Origin of the sequence: Streptomyces ficellus, from assembly GCF_030406405.1 — a bacterium.
Taxonomy (GTDB): Bacteria; Actinomycetota; Actinomycetes; order Streptomycetales; family Streptomycetaceae; genus Streptomyces; species Streptomyces ficellus_B.
The window spans coordinates 127,654-147,935 of sequence record NZ_JAUEPL010000002.1 but is presented as its reverse complement, the minus strand read 5'-3'; the positions used below and the strand labels follow the sequence as shown (position 1 = coordinate 147,935).

Genomic DNA, 20,282 nt, shown 5'->3' with positions numbered 1-20,282 from the left:
ACGCGGTGCCTGGGGTGGTACCGGCGCGTCAGCTCGCGACGGCCGGCCGGACGGTGGCGCGTCCGCGCACCGCGTCCGCCGCGTCCGCGCTGTCCCCGAAGGGCACCGCGCCCGTGAACGGACCGCTGGTGGCCGCCCCGTACACCGGAAGAGGCGGTATCGGCATGGGCGTGGACGAAGGCGCCGGAAGGGTGAACCACACGACCTTGCCCGACTCGCCCTGCGGCCTGGCGCCCCAACTCTCGCTGAAGGCCTCTATCAGCGCGAGACCGCGCCCGGAAGTCGCCAGCGGATCGGACCTGTTGACCGTCGGGAGGCGTGGGTCGTGGTCGTGGACCGAGATCGTCAGCCGGTCGAGCAGGAGCTCGATCTCGACGGTGCACACCTTGTCGGGCTGGGCGTGCTGGTGGACGTTTGTCAGCAACTCGGTGACACCGAGAGCGGCCTTCTCGATCAGACAATCGAGATTCCAGTAGCGCAGTTGCGCTGAAACGATTCTGCGGACCTGACCGATCCGCGACGGCAGGGCTTGGAGCTCTACCGTGCACTGCCTGCTTGCCTGGCTGATCACGGCTGCGACTCCCCGAAATGAGGTCCGGAAGAAGACGGAGATCGGATCCAGTGGTTGGCTGGCTGTTGGCCCGGCGGGCTGGATCTCAGCGTCACCGCCGGTGCACCCTGGGTAGTGATGTCAGTCCAGCGTGGACCACGGGTGACCGCTTCGCAACTCGCCGCGAACGGTTACCCGTGAGTCCCTGCCGTCACTTCAGTTCAGTCCCTGCGGCCTGTTTCAGTCCCTGCGGCCGCCCGCGCGGCGAACGGCCTCCAGCAAACGGCCCGCCAGCGCCGGCTCCGCGCCGCTCGCGCCCCGGCCGCGCTGCCCCATGGTCAGCCGGTACCGCGTGCCGTTGAGGGTCGCCACCATGGTGTCCTCCTCACGCCCCGCGAACCAGGGCCTGCTCGCCCTGACCGCCCGCACCGGCGCACTGTCGATCACCCGTCCGTAGCTGGTGAGGAGCGCCAGTCGGCCGTCCTTGAGCAGGACCTCGCCCGCCCGGGTCAGCGAACGCGGCCACTGTTCGATCCTTACGCCGGTCGCGCTGAAATCAGACTCAGCCATGGCGTACCTTGCCCCCTTCGCACAGATTCCTGCCGGTCAGTCTGCACAACTACGCGCCTCTGCACCAGGGCGCGTGAGTGCATGCGCCCCCGGGCCGGCCCGGGGGTGTCCCTCGGGCGCGCCTGGCCCCCTGCAAGCATTCCCTATAGGGCATCAAAGACATCGTTTGCCCAGGTGAGAGAGGTATGTTCGGGGTGGGGTCACCGGGCGCAGCACAAGGACGAGGAGTGGCGCGTGAGCACCGTCGAGCCGACAGGACAGGCAGCGCAAGCAGCGCGGGCTGAGCAGACAGAGCAGGCAGAGCAGCCACAGCACGCGGCGCGAACAGGGCCAACACAGCAGGCAGAGCGCACGGAGCGCACGGGGCGCACGGGGAGCGAGCACGCCGCGCGGGCGGCGCACGCGCCGCCGGCCGGGACCGGCGAGCCGGCCGCGACCATCGACGTCGACCGCAGCGACGTCGAGTACCGGGCCTGGCTGAAGGAGGCCGTACGCAAGGTCCAGGCCGACGCCAACCGGTCCGCCGACACCCACCTGCTGCGCTTCCCGCTGCCCGAGCAGTGGGGTATCGACCTCTACCTCAAGGACGAGTCGACCCACCCCACCGGCAGCCTCAAGCACCGCCTGGCGCGTTCACTCTTCCTCTACGGCCTGTGCAACGGCTGGATCCGGCCTGGCAAGCCCGTCATCGAGGCGTCCAGCGGCTCGACGGCCGTCTCCGAGGCGTACTTCGCCGGCCTCATCGGCGTGCCGTTCATCGCGGTCATGCCGCGCACGACGAGCGCCGAGAAGATCCGGCTCATCGAATTCCATGGCGGACAGTGCCACTTCGTGGACGACTCCCGCAAGATGTACGAGGAGTCCGCCGCCCTCGCCGTCGCCACCGGCGGCCACTACATGGACCAGTTCACGTACGCCGAGCGGGCAACCGACTGGCGCGGCAACAACAACATCGCCGAATCGATCTACCAGCAACTGCGGCTGGAGCGCTACCCGGAACCGGCCTGGATCGTCGCCACGGCCGGCACGGGCGGTACGTCGGCGACCATCGCCCGCTACGTCCACTACATGCAGTACGACACCCGCCTCTGCGTCCCCGACCCCGAGAACTCCTGCTTCTTCGAGGGCTGGACCACCGGCGACGCGCACGCCGCCAGCGACTGCGGATCCCGCATCGAGGGCATCGGCCGCCCCCGTATGGAGCCCAGCTTCGTGCCGGGTGCCATCGACCGCATGATGAAGGTGCCCGACGCGGCGAGCATCGCCGCCGTACGTGCCCTGGAGAACGCCATCGGGCGCAAGGCGGGCGGCTCGACCGGCACCGGCCTGTGGAGCGCGCTGAAGATCGTCGCCGAGATGGTGGGGGAGGGCCGCACGGGCAGTGTCGTCACACTGATCTGCGACCCCGGCGACCGTTATCTCGACAAGTACTACTCCGATGCCTGGTTGGCCGAACAGGGCCTGGACATCGCCCCGTACAGCGCGGCGATCGACGAGTTCCTCGGCAGCGGCGTCTGGCCCGACCCGGCCTGATGAGGCTGCTGCCGCGCTGAGCCGGCGTCAGGACGAGCGGTTACGGGGCCGGGGACGAGGCGAGCTTGCGGTCGAGGTTGCGCATCGCGTCCTGGAACGAGCGCCCCACCCGGCTTCCCGTCAGCCGCACCGTCAACCGGAACAGCGCCGTCCCCTCGGCCGCCATCGTCCACCGCACCCGGGTGCCGGTGCCCCGGGCCGCGGGGGTCAGCAGCCACTCCTCCATCAGGGCGCGCGCGCCGGGGGCGTTGGTCTCCTCCACCCGGTACACGTACCGCCGCGCGGGGTCCGTGACCATGACCCGCTCCTGGAACACGACACCGCCGCGCAGCCGTATCTCCCGGCCCGCGCCCCCGGCGATGGGCCGGGCCGCCGTGACGGCGGTGAACCAGGAAGGAGTGTCGGACACTTCGTCGGCGAGCGCCCGGTACACGGCCGAGGGTGGGGCGACCACTTCCGCGTCGAAGACCAGCCGCAGGGGAGCGGATTGGAGGAAATCGAGCCGAACCGGGCGGAGTCTGCGTGCTGCCATGGGACCGTACCTCCAGGTGACGAGGGGGTGGCGCCAGGGCCCCACACCTTAGCTGGGGAACCGTCAGTTGTCCGCCGTCAGAACGGTCAGGGCCCGGCCGAAAACCCGCCGCCCGGCGCGCGCCAGCAGCGCGTCACACACCCGCGGCAGCCCCCGTACACGCAACTCCTCCGTCCACGTCACCAGCGCTCCGCCCACGGCCTCGCGCACCTCGATCTCGGCCCAGCCGCGCACCAACCGGCCGCGCTTCTCCAGCCGGCACGAACCCGCCGCCCGGCCGCCCGGTACCGGCGGCTCCCAGCGGACCACCTCCATCGGGTCGTCGAACCCGAGCGGACCGATTCCGGTACGTGCCGTGAACCGCGTCCCCGCGCGCGTGGGCCCCGGCATCGGCACCACGATCCGCGTCAGCGGCACCCCCGCCGCGTGAGCCGGCCAGTCGGTGACCCGCCGCCACGCCTCGGCCACCGGCAGGGAGGTACCGCGCTCGATCCGGAAGACCGCCATCCGCCGATCGTAACCGGCAGGACGTCTTCCGGCCCGGGGGAACGCCGGCGGTCCAGCCACTCCGGCTCCAGCCGGGACGCCGGGCGGCCCAGGTCACGGACCAGACCCACGCTCAGACCCCACCAGACCCAGACCGACACCCCGGCCCAGACCCCGACCCGGGCTCAGGCTCAGGCCCAGATCCCGACCCGGGCTCAGGCTCAGGCCCAGATCCCGACCCGGGCCCAGATCCCGACCCGGGCCCAGACCCCAGCCCAGACCCGAGCCCAGACCCGACCCGGGCCCCGGCCCAAACCCAGGCCCACGACCCACCCCAGACGCCGGCCCAAGCCCGGGTCCCGGTGTCAGCCGCCGTCGCCGTGCTCTTCGCCCGCGACGACCAGGCCCGGGACGTGCTCCGACATCTCCGCTCGCGTCTCGTCCGACACGCCCCCATCCGTGACCAGGGCGTCGACCTCGTCCAGCCGCGCGAAGGAACTGAGTCCCACCGTGCCCCACTTGGTGTGGTCCGCGACCACCACCACGCGCCGCGCGGACCGTACGAGGCGCCGGTTGGTCTCGGCCTCCGCGAGGTTCGGCGTGGACAGCCCGGCCTCGACCGAGATCCCGTGCACGCCGAGGAACAGCACGTCGAAGTGGAGCGAGCGGATCGCCTGGTCGGCGACCGGCCCGACCAGCGAATCCGAGGGCGTCCGCACGCCGCCCGTGAGCACCACGGTCGCGGCCCCCGGCCGGGGCCCGCCGCCCGGGGCGGGGCGCTGCGCCGCGTGGAACACGTCGGCGACCCGTACCGAGTTGGTCACCACCGTCAGGTCCGGCACGTCCAGCAGGTGCCGCGCCAGCGCGTACGTCGTCGTACCGCCCGACAGGGCGATCGCGCTGCCCGGCACCGCCATCGCGGCGGCCGCCCGCGCGATGTCCTCCTTGGCGCTCTGCTCCAGCGACGACTTGGCCTCGAACCCCGGCTCATGGGTGCTCGCCTCGACGAGCGGCACCGCCCCGCCGTGCACCTTCTCGATCACGCCCTGCCGCGCCAGCGCGTCCAGGTCCCGGCGGACCGTCATGTCCGAGACGTTGAGCTTGCGGGTGAGCTCATTGACCCGCACCCCACCGCGCCGCCTCACCTCGTCCAGGATCAAGGCGCGCCGCTGCTCCGCGAGGAGGTTCTGGTTGTCGCTCACCGCAGGGGCCGGTCCTTCCACATCGTCAACACCGCTGGCCGAGGGCTCATCCTGCCACGGTCGGTGCGGCTGCGGACCGGGGGGAGATTCGGTAAGAGCCCTGTCACGGACCGCCACGATCCACGATTCTGGTCACGCGCGACTCTCCGCCCCTACCCGCCTCATCCAGAGAGCGAGCCACCGAAGTGTCCCTTGCCACCCCGGAGCCCGCCCGCCCCGGTGCCGCGCTGGAGCTGCTGGTCCACGGCGTCGGCGGCACCACGCCCGAAGCCATGCTCGACGACCCCCGTACCGTACGGGTGACCGGCGACAAGACCGCGGCGATCTACCGGCGGACCGTGGACCTCCACGCCGAGAAGGAACCGGAGCGGTTCGCCGACGGGCGGCCCGTCCCGGAGGCGTACTGCTGGTGCAACCTCACCTCCGGCAACGGCTCCCGGGCCCTGTGGCTGCTGCTCCTGCCGTTCATGGTGGCCAACCTGGCCCACTGGATGCGCCCGCCCGCCGAGCGGCAGGCCGCGGTCGTCCGGCTGTACGGCGTGCTGGTGCGGCTCGTCGCCCTGACGCTCACCGTGCTCCTGACGGCCGCCGCCTGCGAGGTCGCCCTGGACCTGGCGGCCTGGCAGTGCGCCGGGTCCGCCGCCTGCGCCGAGGAGCGGTCCTGGCTGGGCTTCCTCTCCCCCCACCAGGGCGGCTGGTGGTCGCAGCCGGGCCGCCGGCTCGCCCTCGCCGCCCTGGTGCCCGCCGCCCTCGTGACGCTCCTGTGGTACCTGTCCAACCGCACCTGGAGCGCCTACGAGGCGCAGCGGCCGCCCCGCGGTGACCTGGCCGCCGAGCCGGCCCGGCAACCCCGGCCCGCGCTCGGCCGGCCCGGCTTCTGGTACGGCCGCCGCCTGGTCGCCCGGCTGCGCGCCGCGCACACCGCGGCCGGGTTCCTCACCGTCGCGGCGGCGGTCGGCGGCGCGGCGGCGCGGTACGACCGGCGCGCGGCCGGCCCGCTCCGCGAGGCGCTCGGGTGGGCCCTGGAGGGCTCCTTATTGGCCGCGGCCGTGGTCGTGACCTGGGTGGTGTGCCGCCGGGGCCGCAGCGAGAAGCGGCTCGACAACCAGCTCGACCGGGCCGTCGTCGGCTGGCTGCCCGGTGCCTCCATCGCCCTGCTCGTCCTTTCCATCGTGTACGCCGGGTGGTCGCGCCCCGGCTGGCGCTCGGCCGGCACCCTGCCCGGGGACACCACCTTCAGCGTGATCGCCCTCGCGCAGGGCGTCCTCGTCCTGGCGCTGGCCGCCGTGGCGCTGCGGCTGTACCGGCGCGCCCCCCATACCCGTACCGTGCTGCACGGCCTCGGTGGCCCCGCCGTCGCGATGCTGGCCTGCGCGCTCGGCGGCGTGATGACCGGCGGCGTCGCCCAGCGCGTCGCCGACTGGCTGGACGGGCCCGGTACCCCCGGCACGGGCGGGGGGCCCATCGTCGGCCCGCCCGTGCTGCTCAGCTGGCAGGCCTCCGTCATCCCCGTCCTGCTCATCCTGCTGCTCGTCCCGGTCCTCGTCCTGGCCGTGCGCACCGCGCTCGCCGCCCGCCGCCTGGCCCCCGTCGTGGAGAGCGAGTACGAGGGCGAGAAGCCCGATCCCGTCCGTACCCGGCGCATCGCCGCCACGCGCGCGCGTGCCGCCCTCACCGACGCGGCGCCCGTCGTCGTCGGCATCGTCTCGGGGGCCACCCTTCTGCTGGGCGCGGGCGCCGTGGCCGGGGCGTGGCTGAGCGACACGGTGCCCGGCAAGGCGTTCGCGGGCGGGCACCCGTTCGTGGAGAGCGCGGCCGAGTCCGCGCAGGCGCTGGGGTCCTGGCTGGTGGGCTTCGGTTTCATACTCTTCGTCACCTGGGGCCGCCGCGCCTACAAGGACGCCTCCGCCCGCCGCACCATCGGCATCCTGTGGGACGTCGGTACGTTCTGGCCGCGCGCCGCCCACCCCTTCGCCCCGCCCTGCTACGCCGAGCGCGCCGTGCCCGACCTCGCCTGGCGCATGTCGTCCTGGACGGGCCGTACGGGCGGACGCCTGGTCATCTCCGGCCACTCGCAGGGCAGCGTGCTGGCCGCCGCCGCGGTCTGGCAGCTCCCGGCGGGCACCCGCCGCCGGGTCGCGCTGCTCACTTACGGCTCCCCCCTGGAGCGGCTCTACGCGCGGTGGTTCCCGGCCTACTTCGGCCCCCAGCCGCTGGCCGCCCTCCACCGGGAGCTGCACTGCTGGCGCAACCTGTGGCGCCGCACCGACCCCATAGGGGGTCCGGTCAACCTCCCCGCCGAGGGGGACAAGCCTGAGGTGGACCACCGGGCGCTGCGCGACCCGGTGGTGTACGGCCGCACCCATGAACACCCGCTGCCCGAACCGATCCTGGGCCACTCCGATTACCAGGCCGATCCGGTCTTCGCCAAGGAGCGCACCGTACTGCTCGACCGGCTGCCGCCCGCCCTGCCGCTGCCCGCCCAGCGGGCGGACGAGTCTCAGGGCAGCTCGGGCAGGTCCTCCGGGTAGAGGAGGGTCAGGTCGTCGGTGCTCATCTCGGTGAGACCGGCGACCCGGCCCGCGTGCCGCTCCACCATCGACTCGAACGTCTGCCGGGCGGTACGGCCGTTGCCGAACGCGGGCCCCTTGGGCAGCTCCGTGAAGTACTTCAGCAGCGCCTCGGCCGTCCCCTCGGCGAGCCGGTACTCGTGGTCCTCGGCCTGCTGCTCCACGATCCGCAGCAGCTCATCGGGCACATAGTCGGGGAAGGTGATCGTCCGCGAGAAGCGGGAGGCCACACCGGGGTTGACCGTCAGGAACCGCTCCATCTCGGCCGTGTACCCGGCGACGATCACCACCACCGCGTCGCGGTGGTCCTCCATCAGCTTCACCAGCGTGTCGATCGCCTCGCGCCCGAAGTCCCGCCCGGAGTCCTCGGGGGACAGGGCGTACGCCTCGTCGATGAACAGCACCCCGCCGCGCGCCCGGTCGAACGCCTCCTGGGTGCGGATCGCGGTGGAGCCGATGTGCTCACCGACCAAATCCACGCGCGACACCTCCACGAGATGGCCGCGCTCCAGCACTCCCAGGGACGCCAGGATCTCCCCGTACAGGCGGGCGACGGTCGTCTTGCCGGTGCCGGGGGAGCCGGTGAAGACCAGATGGCGGCGGACGGACGCGGCTTTGAGGCCCGCCTCCTGGCGCCTCCTGCCCACCTCGATCATGTTGGTGAGGGTGCGGACCTCCCGCTTGACGCTGTCGAGGCCGACCAGCGCGTCCAGTTCCCCGAGGACGTCCTCGGAGCCGCGTACGGGCTCGACACGGTCCACCGGGGCGGCGGCCACGGGAGCCGGTATCGCGGGGGGCTGCGCGGGGAGGGCGCCGAGCAGCCCGCCGGCCGACTCGGCGGAGGTCACCACCACCGTCTGGGCGGTGCGGGCGGCGGTGAGGACGCCGCTGTCGTCGCCGGTGCAGTCCTCCGTCACGGGCCCCTCCTCCCCGACCTCGTACCCACCGCGCGCACACCGTTCCGTACGGCACCGCCTCAGCGTCGTACGGCAGCCGTCCATGACGTGGAAGCCGTAACCGCCGCTGCCCGTGACCCGGCAGCCGTGGAACGTGCCCCGGCCCTCCGCCGAGACGTAGACCCCGGCCTCGGCGGGGGAGGTGACCGTGCACCGTTCGATCGCCGGATCGGCGCCCTTGGTGACGATGACACCCGTCTGTACGGAGTCGATGGTGCATCCGCTCAGGGTGCCGCCGCTGCCGTGGTCCCGGAACCAAGCGCCCGTGGACGCCTCCCGGATGCGGCAGTCGTCCAGCTGGGCCGTCGCCCCGTCACTGACCGACACCGCCGTGTTGCGCACCTGGGACAGGTCGCTGTCGACGACGTCGGCCCGCGAGCCACGGTCCAGGACGAACAGCGCGTCCGGCACGTCGTGGACGCGGCACGAGTCGAGGACGGCCGTCGCCCCGTCGCTGACCCACACCGCCGGATAATCGCCCGTACTGTCATGGATTTCGCACTGGTTGGCGTCCACGCGGGTGCCCGGGTCCCATACGGACAGCCCGTTGCGGCCGAAGCGCCGCACCGTCGAGCGGGTCAGGGTCAGCACCGAGCGCGAGCGCAGATCGATCGCGTTCTCCGGGATGTCGTGGATGTCGCAGTCGGAGAGGGTGAGGACGGCATCGGTGTCGAGCGTGATGCCGTCGCCCGATGTACGGTGCACCGACGAGTCGGTGAGGTGCGCGGCGGCCCGCGCGGTGATCTGGACGCCGCTGCCCTTGATCTCGTACACCTCGCAGCCGATCGCCTCCAGGCCGCTGCCCTCGCCCGTCACGGACAGACCGGCACCGCAGGCGTGGTGGATGCGGCACCGCTCCAGCCGAGGGTGCGCGCCGCCGCGCACCGAGACACCCGACTGGCCCGCCGAGACGACCTCGCACTCCTCGAACACGCCGCCCGCGCCGTCCAGGACGCCGATCCCGACCCCCGCCGGATTGTCGATACTGCACCTCCGCATGGTGGGCCGCGCCGCGCCGCGCACCTCCACACCGGCCGCGGAGCGGGTCACGATCCGCAGGTCCAGCAACTCCGGGGTGCCGTCCTCGATCAGCAGCGCGGGCGCCGACGTGTCCTGGCCCTCCACGTGCAGATCCTGGACCGTCGCCGAGGCGCGCACGGTCAGCGGTACGCCGTCGGCCGGGGCGATCCGTACCGGACCGACCGTGCCCTGCGTACCCCGCAGGGTGACGGCGCAGCTCAGCACCAGGTTCTCCCGGTACGTGCCGGGGGCGATGGTGAGGACATCGCCGTCGCCGGCGGCCTCCAGGGCCGCGGCGAGGGAGGCGTACTCGCCCGTGCGGCGCCGCCACCGCGATGTGCCGGTGTGCGTCACCTGGACCGTGCCCTGTGCCATGGTGCTGCTCTGCCCCCACCTCGTCGTGCGCGCGGCCCGCGCGCCGGCGCTGTCGCCGTGCGCCCCACGCGTCGCCGCTGTCGTCGTGCGTGCGCCCCCGGCGTCGCCGCCGGAACGGTCGCACCACCGTAGCGCGCGTGGCGAGGCGGAGTTGACCGGTTCGGGCGGCCCGCGTCAGCTGCCCGCGCCCGTCCTGCCCCAGTCCGGGCCCACCTGCGCCCACGCCTGGTCCAGCCGCGCGTACCGCCGCCGCACCAGCCGCCACACGACGAGCCGCCTGACGCCCTCCACGAGGCCCGCCGCCATGAGCGTGGTGCCGATTCCGGCGAGCACGGCGTGCTCTCGCGCCGTCTCCTCGGTCATCGGGCGGTTGACCGGACGGCCCCGGTCGTCGGTCCAGATGCGAAAGGTGTCACCCGGCTCCATGGCCTGTCGCGCGGCGGGCACCGACCCGGTGACCCGGGTGCCGTCCGGCGCGGTCCACTGGGCCGGCAGGGACGTGCGCATCCGGTGGTCGATGACCGCCTCGAAGCCCCGTACGGCCTCGCCGTCATCGTCGTCGCGTCGCAGGACCTGCGCCGTGGTGGGGTGGCGCTGCTCCTGCTGGATGCGCACCGACTGCTGGAGCGAGGCGTTCGTCAGCGCGCCGGTGACCCAGCCGGTGGCCGGGGCGGCGATACAGATCAGTAGCAGGGCGACGAGCGCCACCCACGCCTCGGCGAGATCGGTCGCCCGGCACAAGGGATTGTGCCGCCAACGCCAGAGCCCGAAGACCGCACGCACAGCCCCGCACCCCCTTCCCTCTCCGTCAGCCTCCGTCAAGGGCCGACCGCCGTCAGAGGTCGCCCTGCGTCAACGAGCGGTCAACCTTCGTCAACGCACCTGCCCGGCTCCCGGGTTCCCGGGAAGGCACGGCCTATGCGGCGGGGGCGTGGAGACGGCCAGAACGCCAGCACGCGGCGGCGGCAAGGCTCAGCCCAGGATCTCCACGGGGTCACCGACCCGCAGGGTGCCGGTGTGCTCGGGGATCAGATTCTGGCCGAAGACCATCTTCTTGCCGATGAGGCGGTGCCGGGCCAGGGTGCGCAAAGGTTCCTTGCCGCGCCGCGCGGTGTGCTGGTCGGTGGTCGTCACGACGCAGCGGCCGCACGGCTTGACGACGCGGAAGGCGACCTCGCCGATCGCGATGCGGGTCCAGCCGTCCTCGTCCCACGCGCCGGTGCCCTCGACGACCACGGTGGGCCGGAACCGGTCCATGGGCAGCGGGCCCTCCTGCGGATGCTCGCCGCGCGCGATGAGGGCGTTGAGGGCGTCCAGCGAGGCGACCGTGGTGACGAGCAGGGGATAGCCGTCCGCGAAGTTGACGGTCTCGCCGGGCAGCGCGTGGTCCGGGTCGATGGGACGGCGGCGGGCCGGGTCGTCCAGGTGCACCAGCCGTACGTCCTCGCCCAGGTAACCGCTGAACCAGGCGCCGGCGGCCGCGCCCGCCGGTACCGCCTCGACCTTCGTACCGAAGATCTCCGCGGGGACGGTGACCGACGGCTCGGGCACGGCGACGGACAGCGGCTCCAGGCCGGGCGCCGACAGCCGTACCCCACCGTCCGGCAGCTGCTCGGCGAAGGCCAACGCCAGCCGTGCGTGCTGGCGTTGGGTGACCACCTTCGCCGTGGCGTCGATCAGCGCCCAGCGGCGGTCCCCGGCGAGCCCCCACGGCTCGACCGCCGCCTCGGCGGGTGAGAAGCCCCCGAGGGCCTTGACCGGATGGACGTGCAGCGAGCACAGGGCAGGAGTTGGCATGAGCTCATCCTGCCAGCACCGTCGACGTCCTGGGGATCAGGACCGGTCAGTACCCCCCGCCCTGGTAGGGGCGGTTGTACGGGTCCTCGTACGGGGAGGGCGCGGGCGCCGGAACGGGGCGCGTCGCCGCCGGGCGCATCGCCTCGTACCCGGTGGGTACCGGCCGCGACTGGTGCGGAGGCTGCTGCGGCCCGGGGTAGCCGCGCACGGCCGTCTGCTGCTGCGGGATGTACGGCGCGGGCATGTGCTGCAGCGGGGCGGGCTGCGGGACGGCCTGCTGGGGATATCCGTACGAGCCGCCGTAGGACGGCGCGGGGTGGGAAGGGGCCGCCGGAAGGGCGGGAAGCGCGGCGGGGAGGGCGGGCATGTAGGAGCTGCCGGTGTCGTACGCGGCGGGCACTCGGATCGGCGCGATCTGAGGCGTGCCCCGCTCCGCGACAAGGGAGTCGTAGATCGGGGTGTCCGGGAACGACGGCGCGTTGTAGTACGCGCCGCCGTAGGAGGTACGGGGGGAGGTCATGGGACATAAGTTAAGCCCACGATGTGCTGGTTGGGGAGGCTGATAAGCGGGTTGTTTCACGGGTAGTGAGCGACCGCCGATCGTCAATGCGAGCGAACACGCGGAAATCGGTCACCGTCCCGGCAAAGGCCAAGCTGAGGAGGGCTTATCCGGGGGCCCGCGAAGCCCATGGAACACCCCGATGAAGGTGGCGGATACATAAATCCCCGCCCGTCCCGGGTCGGCCGGAGCGCCGGCATGACCACCCTTATGGGCGATCAATGTCGCGGCGCTGACGCGGACCGTTCACAGGGAATTGCACCGCTGTTCCTGTCCTGCGGCGGACTTCGGCACATCGGCGTTACTGGCTGTGTCGGTAAATGTGCGCTGCGGCGCCGAGTTCGTCCTTAAGTACAGCCGCTCCCGCCCGAGCACCTGGTGCGTCCGTCCACGTTCTGACGGATCGTCACCGCTCCGGCGCGGCCGCCTCGGGGCGCGGGTAGGTGCGGCCCTTCCAGGACGCTCCCCGGCCCCGGTAGTGCTGGACGGCGGAATCGAGCGTCATGCACAGATAGAGCACTGCCGTGAACGGCAGGAGGAACGCCTGCCACAGCGACTGCCGGTAGTAGCGGAGCACCGGGATGTACGTCCCCGCCATCACCGCCCACGCCGCCGCCCCCAGCAGGCCGGCCGCCGTGTCCCCCGCGAACAGACCGGCGCACAGCCCCACGGGCGGCGCCAGATACACCACCGCCAGCCCCGCCACCGTCCCGGCCAGCAGCACCGGGTTGTGCCGCAGTTGGGCGTACGCGCTGCGTGACACCATCCGCCACAGATCCGCCAGGCGCGGGTACGGGCGGACGCTGTCCACCCGGTCCGCGAGCCCCAGCCAGAGCCGGCCGCCCGCCCGCCGCACCGCCCGCGCCAGCGATACGTCGTCGATGACCGCCTGACGGATCGACTCCGGGACGCGCGCCCGTTCCGCCATCTCCGTACGCAGCAGAACGCAGCCGCCGGCGGCGGCAGCCGTCCGGGCCCCTTCCTTGTTGATCCAGCGGAACGGGTACAACTGGGCGAAGAAGTACACGAACGCCGGCACGACGAGCCGCTCCCAGCCGCTCGCCACCCGCAGCCGCGCCATCTGCGAGACCAGGTCGAGGCCGTGGCTGGTGGCCGCCGCGACCAGTTCGCGCAGACTGTCCGGCTCATGCGCGATATCCGCGTCCGTCAGCAGCAGGTACTCCGGACCCGCGCCCCCTTCATCGGCTCCACGCGCGCGTGCCAGGCCGATTCCGTGCCGCAGCGCCCACAGCTTCCCGGTCCAGCCGGGCTCCGGCACGCCCGGCGAAGCGACCGTCAGGGGCAGCCCCTCGTACTGTGCGGACAGGGCCCGCGCCAGGTCTCCCGTACCGTCCTTGCTGCCGTCGTCGACCAGGAAGATCTCCGCACGTCCCGGATAGTCCTGCGCCAGCAGCGACGGCAGGCTCACCGGCAGCACCTCCGCCTCGTCCCTGGCGGGCACCACCACGGCGACGGACGGCCACCGGGCGGGGTCCTGGCGCGGCGGCAGGCGCTGATCCGTACGCCAGAAGAAACCCTGCCCGAGCAGCAGCCACCCCCAGGCGGCCGCCGATCCCAGGGCGATCCACGCAATGGTGCTCATTCGTCGCAGTCTGCCCCACATCGAGGGGAGCGCAAGGGGCGTCGGCTAGGGTGACCGGGTGAAGATCGCGCTCATGGACTCCGGAATCGGCCTGCTGGCGGCGGCGGCCGTGGTGCGCCGGCTGCGGCCGGACGCGGATCTGGTTCTCTCCTCCGACCCCGACAGCATGCCGTGGGGGCCGCGGACGCCCGACGACCTCACCGAGCGAGCCCTCGCCGTGGCCCGCGCGGCCGCCGCGTACCGGCCCGACGCGCTCATCGTGGCCTGCAACACCGCCTCCGTGCACGCGCTACCCGCGCTGCGCGCGGAGCTGGAACCCGCGATCCCGGTCATCGGAACCGTCCCGGCGATCAAGCCCGCCGCGGCGGGCGGTGGACCCGTCGCCATCTGGGCCACCCCCGCCACCACGGGCAGCCCCTACCAGCGCGGCCTGATCCGGCGGTTCGCGGACGCCGTCGCCGTCACCGAGGTGCCCTGCCCCGGTCTCGCCGACGCGGTCCAGCACGCCGACGAGGACGCCATCGACCGGGCCATCGCCGCGGCGGCCGCGCTCACCCCCGCCGATGTCAGGGCCGTCGTCCTGGGCTGCACCCATTACGAACTGGTCGCCGAACGCATCCGGGCGGCCGTACAGCCCGCGGACCTCCCGCCCGTGGTGCTGCACGGCTCGGCCGGCGCGGTCGTCGCCCAGGCGCTGCGCCGCGCCGGCACCGGCCCGGACCCCGCCGCGACGCCCGCCGGCAGCCTCACCGTGCTGCTCGGCGGCCGCCCCTCGCGGCTGCCGGAGGCGGCGCTGACGTACGCCGAAGGCCGCCTCCTGGGCGCTGCCGCGGCCACGCACTGACGCCCCTCCCAGGGAGCCGCGACTGCGGAACGTGCGTACGCTGCTACTCATGAGGGACCACTCCCGCGACGTGCGACCCCCCGCAGGCCGGTTTCCGGACATCTGGACCGGCCGCGCCACCAACCGCGTCCAGTGGGTGCTCGCCGCCACCGGAGCGGCCTGCGTGGCCCTCGGTATCGAACTGGCCGTCGACTCCGTGTGGACCTCCGGCACCGCCGCGCTGCTGATGGCGGTGGTCGGCTGCGTCGCGGCGGGGCTGCTGGTGCTCTTCGGGACGCTCGCCTTCGTCCACGTCGAGATCACGGTGGACCGGCACGCCCTCGAAGTGCGCTGCGGCCACATGGGCGTGCCCCGGCGCCGCATCCCGCTCGACACGGTGGTGGGCGCCGACTTCGCGCCTTGGGTCACCCCGCGCGAGTGGGGCGGCTGGGGCTACCGCTGGCTGCCGGACAAGGGCACGGCGGTCGTCGTACGCCGCGGTGAGGGCGTCGTCCTCACCCTGGGCGACGGCCGCAGCTTCACGGTCACCGTGGACGACGCGGAAGCCGCGGTCCGGGTGATCCGCCACCGCCTGCGCCAGTACACGAACGACACGTCGTGAGCCGGGTGTCCCCCGGGGCGCCCGGGGAGCGGTGTCCCCCTGGCGGGAGCGCCGCCCGTCCGCACGGTGACTCGCCGTAGAATCCGCACGTGAGCGCCACCATGACCGTCGTCGATGTCCCTCCGCCCGCCCCCGAGAGGCGGCGCGCGGGGCTGCCACGGCGGTGGGCGCGGCGGTCGGCGCGGCCCGCGGCGGCCGTGCTGTCCGGGGCCCTGCTGTTCCTGAGCTTCCCGCCCCGGCCCCTGTGGTGGCTCGCGGTGCCCGGCTTCGCCCTGCTCGGGTGGACCTTGCGCGGACGCCGCCCAAGGGCGGGCTTCGGCCTCGGGTACCTCGCCGGGCTCGGCTTCCTGCTGCCGCTCCTGGTGTGGACCGGCGAGGAGGTCGGAGCGGTGCCGTGGCTGGCGCTGGTGGCCGCCGAGTCGCTGTTCGTCGCCGCCGCCTGCCTCCTCGTCGCCGCCGTGTCGAGACTGCCCGCGTGGCCGGTGTTCGCGGCCGCCGCCTGGGTCCTCGGAGAGGCGGCACGCTCGCGTGTCCCCTTCGGCGGGTTCCCCTGGGGCAAGATCGCCTTCGGCCAGGCGGACGGCGTCTTCCTGCCGCTCGCGGCGGTGGGCGGCACGCCTCTCCTGGGCTTCGCCGTCGCCCTGTGCGGCTTCGGCCTGTACGAGACCGTACGCCTCCTGCGCGCGTACAAGGCGACCGGCACCCTCCCGCGCCGCCCCCTCGCCGCGGCCGCCCTGTCGCTGTTCGTCCCTGTCACCGCGGGGCTCGCCGCGCAGCCGCTGGTCTCGGCCGCCGCGCAGGACGGCACCGCGACCGTCGCCGCCATCCAGGGCAACGTTCCGCGCCTGGGTCTGGACTTCAACGACCAGCGCCGCGCGGTCCTCGACAACCACGCCCGCCGCACCGAGCAACTCGCCGCCGACGTCGCGGCCGGCGAGGTGGAGAAACCGGACTTCGTGCTGTGGCCGGAGAACTCCTCCGACCTCGACCCCTACCGCAACGGCGACGCGCGGCTCGTCATCGACGAGGCGGTCAAGGCAATCGGCGTACCGACGGTCGTCGGCGCGGTCCTCACACCCGAGACCGGGACACTGCGCAACACCCTGATCCAGTGGGACCCGCGGCGCGGACCCGTCGCCACGTACGACAAGCGCCATGTGCAGCCGTTCGGCGAGTACATCCCGCTGCGGCCCTTCGTGCGCGTCTTCAACAAGGACGTCGACCGGGTCGCCCGGGACTTCGGGCCCGGCACCACGGTGGGCGTCTTCGACCTCGCCGGCACCCGGGTCGGGCTCGTGACCTGTTACGAGGCGGCCTTCGACCGGGCGGTACGGGACACCGTCACGCATGGCGCGCAGCTCATCTCCGTACCGAGCAACAACGCCACCTTCGGCCGCAGCGAGATGACCTACCAGCAGCTGGCCATGTCGCGCGTACGGGCCGTCGAGCACAGCCGCTCCGTGGTCGTCCCGGTCACCAGCGGCGTCAGCGCGATCATCCGGCCGGACGGCACGATCGTGGAGGAGTCCCGGATGTTCACGCCGGACGCCCTGGTGGCGCAGGTGCCGCTGCGCTCCTCGCTGACACCGGCGACCCGGATGGGCCCCCTGCCCGAGGCGGCCCTGGTGGCACTCGCGGCCGCAGGGCTCGGCTGGGCGGCAGCTGTGGCGTTCGCACGCCGCCGTACCCCGGCGCGGGTCCCGACCGCCTAGGGTCGGCGTATGGCGACTCCTGACTTCATCCGGGCCGTGCGGGCCACCGCCGGACACCAACTGCTGTTCCTGCCGGGCGTCACCGCCGTCGTCTTCGACGACGCGGGGCGGGTCCTGCTGGCCAGACGGGCCGACACCGGCAAGTGGTCGCTCATCGGCGGGATCCCGGAGCCGGGGGAGCAGCCCGCCGCGACCGCCGTCCGGGAGGTGCAGGAGGAGACGGCCGTGGAGTGCGTCGTCGAACGGGTGGTCCTCGTGGAGACGCTGCCGACGGTCACATACCCCAACGGCGACCAGTGCCAGTACATGGACACCTGCTTCCGCTGCCGGGCCGTGGGCGGCCAGGCGCGCGTCAATGACGACGAGTCGCTGGAGGTGGGCTGGTTCCCGGTGGACGCGCTGCCGCCGCTGCGGGAGGGCGAGCGGTTCCGGATCAAGCAGGCCCTCACCGAGGCACCCACATGGTTCGCCACCACGTCCCACTAGAGCGAAGTATGGGCCCGAGCCATATCGGTCGCACGGGCCGTGCTCCTTAGGGTGCGGAGCATGACCGCACCCCACACACCCCTCACCCCTCTCGACCTCGGCGGCCGCACCGCGCTCGTCACCGGCGCCGCGAGCGGCATCGGCCGCGCCTGCGCGCTACGGCTCGCGGTCGCCGGGGCGAAGGTCAGGGCCGTGGACCGGGACGCCCCGGGCCTGGAGGCGCTGGCCGCCCAGGCGGAGCGGTCCCCCGGACTGCGGGGGACGGTCGAACCGTACGCACTCGACCTGACCGACCTCGACGCCGCCGAGCAGGCCGCGGCGGGCACCGACATCCTGGTCAACAACGCCGGCCTGCAACTGGTCCGCCCCATCGAGGAGTTCCCGCCGGACGTCTTCCACACCGTCCTCACCGTGATGCTGGAGGCCCCCTTCCGGCTGATCAGGGGCGCCCTGCCGCATATGTACGCCCAGGAATGGGGCCGTATCGTCAACATCTCCTCCGTACATGGGCTGCGCGCCTCTGCCTACAAGTCCGCCTATGTGGCTGCCAAACACGGCCTGGAGGGACTGTCCAAGACCGCCGCTCTCGAAGGCGCACCGCACGGCGTGACGTCCAACTGCGTCAACCCCGGCTATGTACGCACCCCACTGGTCGAAGCGCAGATCGCGGACCAGGCGGCGGCCCACGGCATCCCGCCCGAGCGGGTCCTGACCGACGTACTGCTGAAGGACTCGGCGCTCAAACGGCTCGTCGAACCGGACGAGGTCGCCGAGGCCGTCGTCTATCTCTGCGCCCCGCACGCCTCATTCATCACCGGCACCTCGCTCGTCCTGGACGGCGGCTGGACCGCTCACTGACCGTGCGGCGGGTTATCCACAGGGCTGGTGCGACCACCCGTACGACAGGTATCCCTGGACCATGTCCGAAGAACAGCTCACCAGCGACGCCGCTCCAGGCCCCGAGCAAGCGGCCTACCTGGAGCTCCTCGCCCGCGGGGCGGCCGCCGAGGCGTACGACCGGCCCGTGCTCCTCGCCCGTGCGGGCGGTGCGGGGCCCGACGCGCTGGCCGCGCTGGAGCACGCCAAGCGGCTCGCGCTGCGCGTGCGCGCCGAGCTGGAGGGGCGCAGGCGCCGCGAGGCCGAGCTGTCCGCCCTCTTCGAGACCGCGCACGACCTCGCCGGGCTGCGCGACCTCGACGCGGTGCTGCGCGCGATCGTGCAGCGCGCGCGGTCACTGCTGGGGACCGAGGTCGCCTACCTGAGCCTCAACGACCCGGCCGCCGGCGACACCTACATGCGGGTCACCGAGGGCTCGGTCTCGGCACGCTTCCAGCAACTGCGCCTGGGCATGGGGGAGGGGCTCGGCGGCCTCGTCGCCCAGACGGCCCGGCCGTATGTGACGGAGAGCTACTTCGACGACGAGCGCTTCCGGCACACCCGGGCGATCGACTCCGGTGTGCGGGACGAGGGCCTGGTGGCGATCCTGGGCGTGCCCCTCATGCTCGGCAGCCAGGTCATCGGTGTGCTCTTCGCGGCGGACCGCCGCGCCCGGGTCTTCGAACGCGAACAGGTCGCGCTGCTCGGCTCGTTCGCCGCGCACGCGGCCGTCGCCATCGACACGGCCAACCTGCTGGCCGAGACCCGTTCGGCGCTGGCCGAACTGGAGCGGGCCAATGAGATCATCCGCGCCCACAGCGGCGTCATCGAGCGGGCCTCCGAGGTGCACGACCGGCTGACCGAGCTGGTTCTGCGCGGTGGCGGGGTCCATGACGTGGCGGCGGCGGTCTCCCATGTCCTGGACGGTTCGGTGGAGTTCGCCGAAGGGCCGCTTCCCGAGGAGTGCGTCGACGGCCACGCGACGCGGCGGGGCGACGACTGGGTGGCGGCCGTGTCGGCGGGCGGCGAGGTCTTCGGGGCGCTCGTCCTGCGCGGTCACCCGGACCTCGACCCGGTCGACCAGCGCACCCTGGAGCGGGCCGCGATGGTCACCTCCCTGCTGCTGCTCGCGCGCCGTTCGGCGGGCGAGGCCGAGCAGCGGGTACGGGGCGAACTGCTGGACGACCTGCTGGACGCGCCCGACCGGGACCGGCGGCTGCTGAAGGAACGCGCCGCGCGCCTCCGTACCGACTTCGACGCCCCGCACGTGGTGCTGGCCGCCCGGATCGACCGGCCCACCTCACCGGACACCGCCGACCGACCGGGAGCGGGTCGGGAGTACGGGCACCGAGAAGGGGCCGAGCGGGAGAGCGCGGACCGGCAACGCCTCTGGTCGGCGGCCTCACACCTGGCGGCCACCCGCCACGGTCTCGCCTCGGCGCGGGACGGCGGAACGGTGCTGCTGCTTCCCCTCGGCCCCGGCGACACCGCCGCCGAGCTGGCCCGCCAGACCGCCAAGCACCTCGGCGGCGCCCTGCGCGAACCGGTCACCGTCGGCGCCTCATCCCCGGTCGAGGCGCCGGCGGCCCGGCCGGGCGCGATAGCCCCCGCGTACGCCGAGGCCCGCCGCTGCCTGGACGCGCTGCGCCTGCTCGGCCGCCCCGGCGAGGGCGCGGCCGCCTCGGACCTGGGCTTCCTGGGCCTGCTGCTCGCCGACACCCGGGACATCGAGGGGTTCGTGACCCGCACGATCGGCGAGGTCATCACGTACGACCGGAGCCGGGGTACCGACCTGGTCCGCACGCTCGACGCGTACTTCGCGAGCGGCATGAGCCCGGTGCGGACCAAGGACGAGCTGCACGTCCACGTCAACACGGTGGCCCAGCGCCTGGAACGCATAGGCCGGCTCCTCGGCCCCGACTGGCAGTCGCCGGAACGCGCCCTGGAGGTCCAGCTCGCGCTGCGGCTCCACTCGATGTCCGCCGCGGTCGCACGCTGAGACGGCCGGTC

18 protein-coding genes are annotated in these 20,282 nt (G+C 73.2%); 8 read left to right on the top strand and 10 right to left on the bottom strand.

Annotated features, from left to right (window positions below):
- Positions 1–28: 28 nt before the first annotated feature.
- The gene (locus tag QWM81_RS02065; RefSeq protein ID WP_290109652.1) at positions 29–571 is read right to left on the bottom strand and encodes an ATP-binding protein; all 543 of its coding nucleotides are present in this window, start codon (positions 569–571) and stop codon (positions 29–31) included.
- 219 nt (positions 572–790) lie between these two features.
- Positions 791–1,120 (bottom strand): hypothetical protein, encoded by a 330-nt coding sequence (locus QWM81_RS02060; protein ID WP_290109651.1) that lies wholly within the window; start codon positions 1,118–1,120, stop codon positions 791–793.
- Between the two features lie 438 nt (positions 1,121–1,558).
- On the opposite strand from QWM81_RS02060, the gene cds1 reads away from it, so the two are divergent.
- On the top strand, positions 1,559–2,653 hold the full coding sequence (gene cds1 / locus QWM81_RS02055; RefSeq protein ID WP_290109800.1) for an L-cysteine desulfhydrase Cds1: 1,095 nt from the start codon (positions 1,559–1,561) through the stop codon (positions 2,651–2,653).
- Positions 2,654–2,693: 40 nt separating this feature from the next.
- On the opposite strand, the gene QWM81_RS02050 is transcribed toward cds1, so the two are convergent.
- The 3 genes from QWM81_RS02050 to QWM81_RS02040 form a co-directional block, all read right to left on the bottom strand.
- On the bottom strand, positions 2,694–3,185 hold the full coding sequence (locus QWM81_RS02050; RefSeq protein ID WP_290109650.1) for an SRPBCC family protein: 492 nt from the start codon (positions 3,183–3,185) through the stop codon (positions 2,694–2,696).
- Between the two features lie 63 nt (positions 3,186–3,248).
- Positions 3,249–3,692, bottom strand: a complete 444-nt coding sequence (locus QWM81_RS02045) for an SRPBCC family protein (protein ID WP_290109649.1) — start codon at positions 3,690–3,692, stop codon at positions 3,249–3,251.
- Positions 3,693–4,036: 344 nt separating this feature from the next.
- Positions 4,037–4,873 carry a DeoR/GlpR family DNA-binding transcription regulator gene (locus QWM81_RS02040; protein WP_290109648.1) on the bottom strand — a complete coding sequence of 279 codons (837 nt, stop codon included), beginning with the start codon at positions 4,871–4,873 and terminating at the stop codon, positions 4,037–4,039.
- Positions 4,874–5,058: 185 nt separating this feature from the next.
- On the opposite strand from QWM81_RS02040, the gene QWM81_RS02035 reads away from it, so the two are divergent.
- Positions 5,059–7,404 carry a hypothetical protein gene (locus tag QWM81_RS02035; protein ID WP_290109647.1) on the top strand — a complete coding sequence of 782 codons (2,346 nt, stop codon included), beginning with the start codon at positions 5,059–5,061 and terminating at the stop codon, positions 7,402–7,404.
- Here QWM81_RS02035 and QWM81_RS02030 read toward each other — a convergent pair.
- From QWM81_RS02030 to QWM81_RS02010, 5 genes are all read right to left on the bottom strand, one after another.
- Positions 7,374–9,794, bottom strand: coding sequence for a right-handed parallel beta-helix repeat-containing protein (locus QWM81_RS02030; protein ID WP_290109646.1), 2,421 nt, complete (start codon positions 9,792–9,794; stop codon positions 7,374–7,376). The genes QWM81_RS02035 and QWM81_RS02030 overlap by 31 nt on opposite strands.
- A 174-nt stretch (positions 9,795–9,968) precedes the next feature.
- On the bottom strand, positions 9,969–10,577 hold the full coding sequence (locus tag QWM81_RS02025; protein ID WP_290109645.1) for an Rv1733c family protein: 609 nt from the start codon (positions 10,575–10,577) through the stop codon (positions 9,969–9,971).
- Between the two features lie 189 nt (positions 10,578–10,766).
- The gene (locus tag QWM81_RS02020; protein WP_290109643.1) at positions 10,767–11,591 is read right to left on the bottom strand and encodes an MOSC domain-containing protein; all 825 of its coding nucleotides are present in this window, start codon (positions 11,589–11,591) and stop codon (positions 10,767–10,769) included.
- A gap of 46 nt (positions 11,592–11,637) precedes the next feature.
- Positions 11,638–12,111, bottom strand: a complete 474-nt coding sequence (locus QWM81_RS02015; protein ID WP_290109642.1) for a DUF6643 family protein — start codon at positions 12,109–12,111, stop codon at positions 11,638–11,640.
- A gap of 445 nt (positions 12,112–12,556) precedes the next feature.
- Positions 12,557–13,753: a glycosyltransferase gene (locus QWM81_RS02010; RefSeq protein ID WP_290109640.1), complete on the bottom strand. Its 1,197-nt coding sequence runs from the start codon at positions 13,751–13,753 to the stop codon at positions 12,557–12,559.
- 58 nt (positions 13,754–13,811) lie between these two features.
- Between QWM81_RS02010 and QWM81_RS02005 the strand changes: the two genes are divergently transcribed.
- The 6 genes from QWM81_RS02005 (at position 13,812) to QWM81_RS01980 (ending at position 20,271) form a co-directional block, all read left to right on the top strand.
- Complete coding sequence (locus QWM81_RS02005; RefSeq protein WP_290109639.1) at positions 13,812–14,597, top strand: glutamate racemase; 786 nt, start codon at positions 13,812–13,814, stop codon at positions 14,595–14,597.
- A 49-nt stretch (positions 14,598–14,646) separates the two neighbouring features.
- Positions 14,647–15,198, top strand: coding sequence for a hypothetical protein (locus QWM81_RS02000; protein ID WP_290109638.1), 552 nt, complete (start codon positions 14,647–14,649; stop codon positions 15,196–15,198).
- 89 nt (positions 15,199–15,287) lie between these two features.
- The gene (gene lnt, locus QWM81_RS01995) at positions 15,288–16,910 is read left to right on the top strand and encodes an apolipoprotein N-acyltransferase (protein WP_290109637.1); all 1,623 of its coding nucleotides are present in this window, start codon (positions 15,288–15,290) and stop codon (positions 16,908–16,910) included.
- 9 nt (positions 16,911–16,919) lie between these two features.
- Complete coding sequence (locus tag QWM81_RS01990; protein ID WP_290109636.1) at positions 16,920–17,396, top strand: NUDIX hydrolase; 477 nt, start codon at positions 16,920–16,922, stop codon at positions 17,394–17,396.
- Positions 17,397–17,456: 60 nt separating this feature from the next.
- Positions 17,457–18,254: a 3-hydroxybutyrate dehydrogenase gene (locus QWM81_RS01985; protein ID WP_290109635.1), complete on the top strand. Its 798-nt coding sequence runs from the start codon at positions 17,457–17,459 to the stop codon at positions 18,252–18,254.
- Between the two features lie 61 nt (positions 18,255–18,315).
- On the top strand, positions 18,316–20,271 hold the full coding sequence (locus QWM81_RS01980; protein ID WP_290109634.1) for a helix-turn-helix domain-containing protein: 1,956 nt from the start codon (positions 18,316–18,318) through the stop codon (positions 20,269–20,271).
- Positions 20,272–20,282: the final 11 nt, after the last annotated feature.

Bases quoted from the DNA above. Each gene is read 5' to 3' on its own strand.
- QWM81_RS02020 (WP_290109643.1), bottom strand. From the start codon at position 11,591: ATGCCAACTCCTGCCCTGTGCTCGCTGCACGTCCATCCGGTCAAGGCC.
- QWM81_RS02030 (WP_290109646.1), bottom strand. From the start codon at position 9,794: ATGGCACAGGGCACGGTCCAGGTGACGCACACCGGCACATCGCGGTGG.
- QWM81_RS01990 (WP_290109636.1), top strand. From the start codon at position 16,920: ATGGCGACTCCTGACTTCATCCGGGCCGTGCGGGCCACCGCCGGACAC.
- QWM81_RS02050 (WP_290109650.1), bottom strand. From the start codon at position 3,185: ATGGCAGCACGCAGACTCCGCCCGGTTCGGCTCGATTTCCTCCAATCC.
- QWM81_RS01980 (WP_290109634.1), top strand. From the start codon at position 18,316: ATGTCCGAAGAACAGCTCACCAGCGACGCCGCTCCAGGCCCCGAGCAA.
- QWM81_RS02015 (WP_290109642.1), bottom strand. From the start codon at position 12,111: ATGACCTCCCCCCGTACCTCCTACGGCGGCGCGTACTACAACGCGCCG.
- QWM81_RS01985 (WP_290109635.1), top strand. From the start codon at position 17,457: ATGACCGCACCCCACACACCCCTCACCCCTCTCGACCTCGGCGGCCGC.
- QWM81_RS02000 (WP_290109638.1), top strand. From the start codon at position 14,647: ATGAGGGACCACTCCCGCGACGTGCGACCCCCCGCAGGCCGGTTTCCG.
- QWM81_RS02060 (WP_290109651.1), bottom strand. From the start codon at position 1,120: ATGGCTGAGTCTGATTTCAGCGCGACCGGCGTAAGGATCGAACAGTGG.
- QWM81_RS02010 (WP_290109640.1), bottom strand. From the start codon at position 13,753: ATGAGCACCATTGCGTGGATCGCCCTGGGATCGGCGGCCGCCTGGGGG.
- QWM81_RS02045 (WP_290109649.1), bottom strand. From the start codon at position 3,692: ATGGCGGTCTTCCGGATCGAGCGCGGTACCTCCCTGCCGGTGGCCGAG.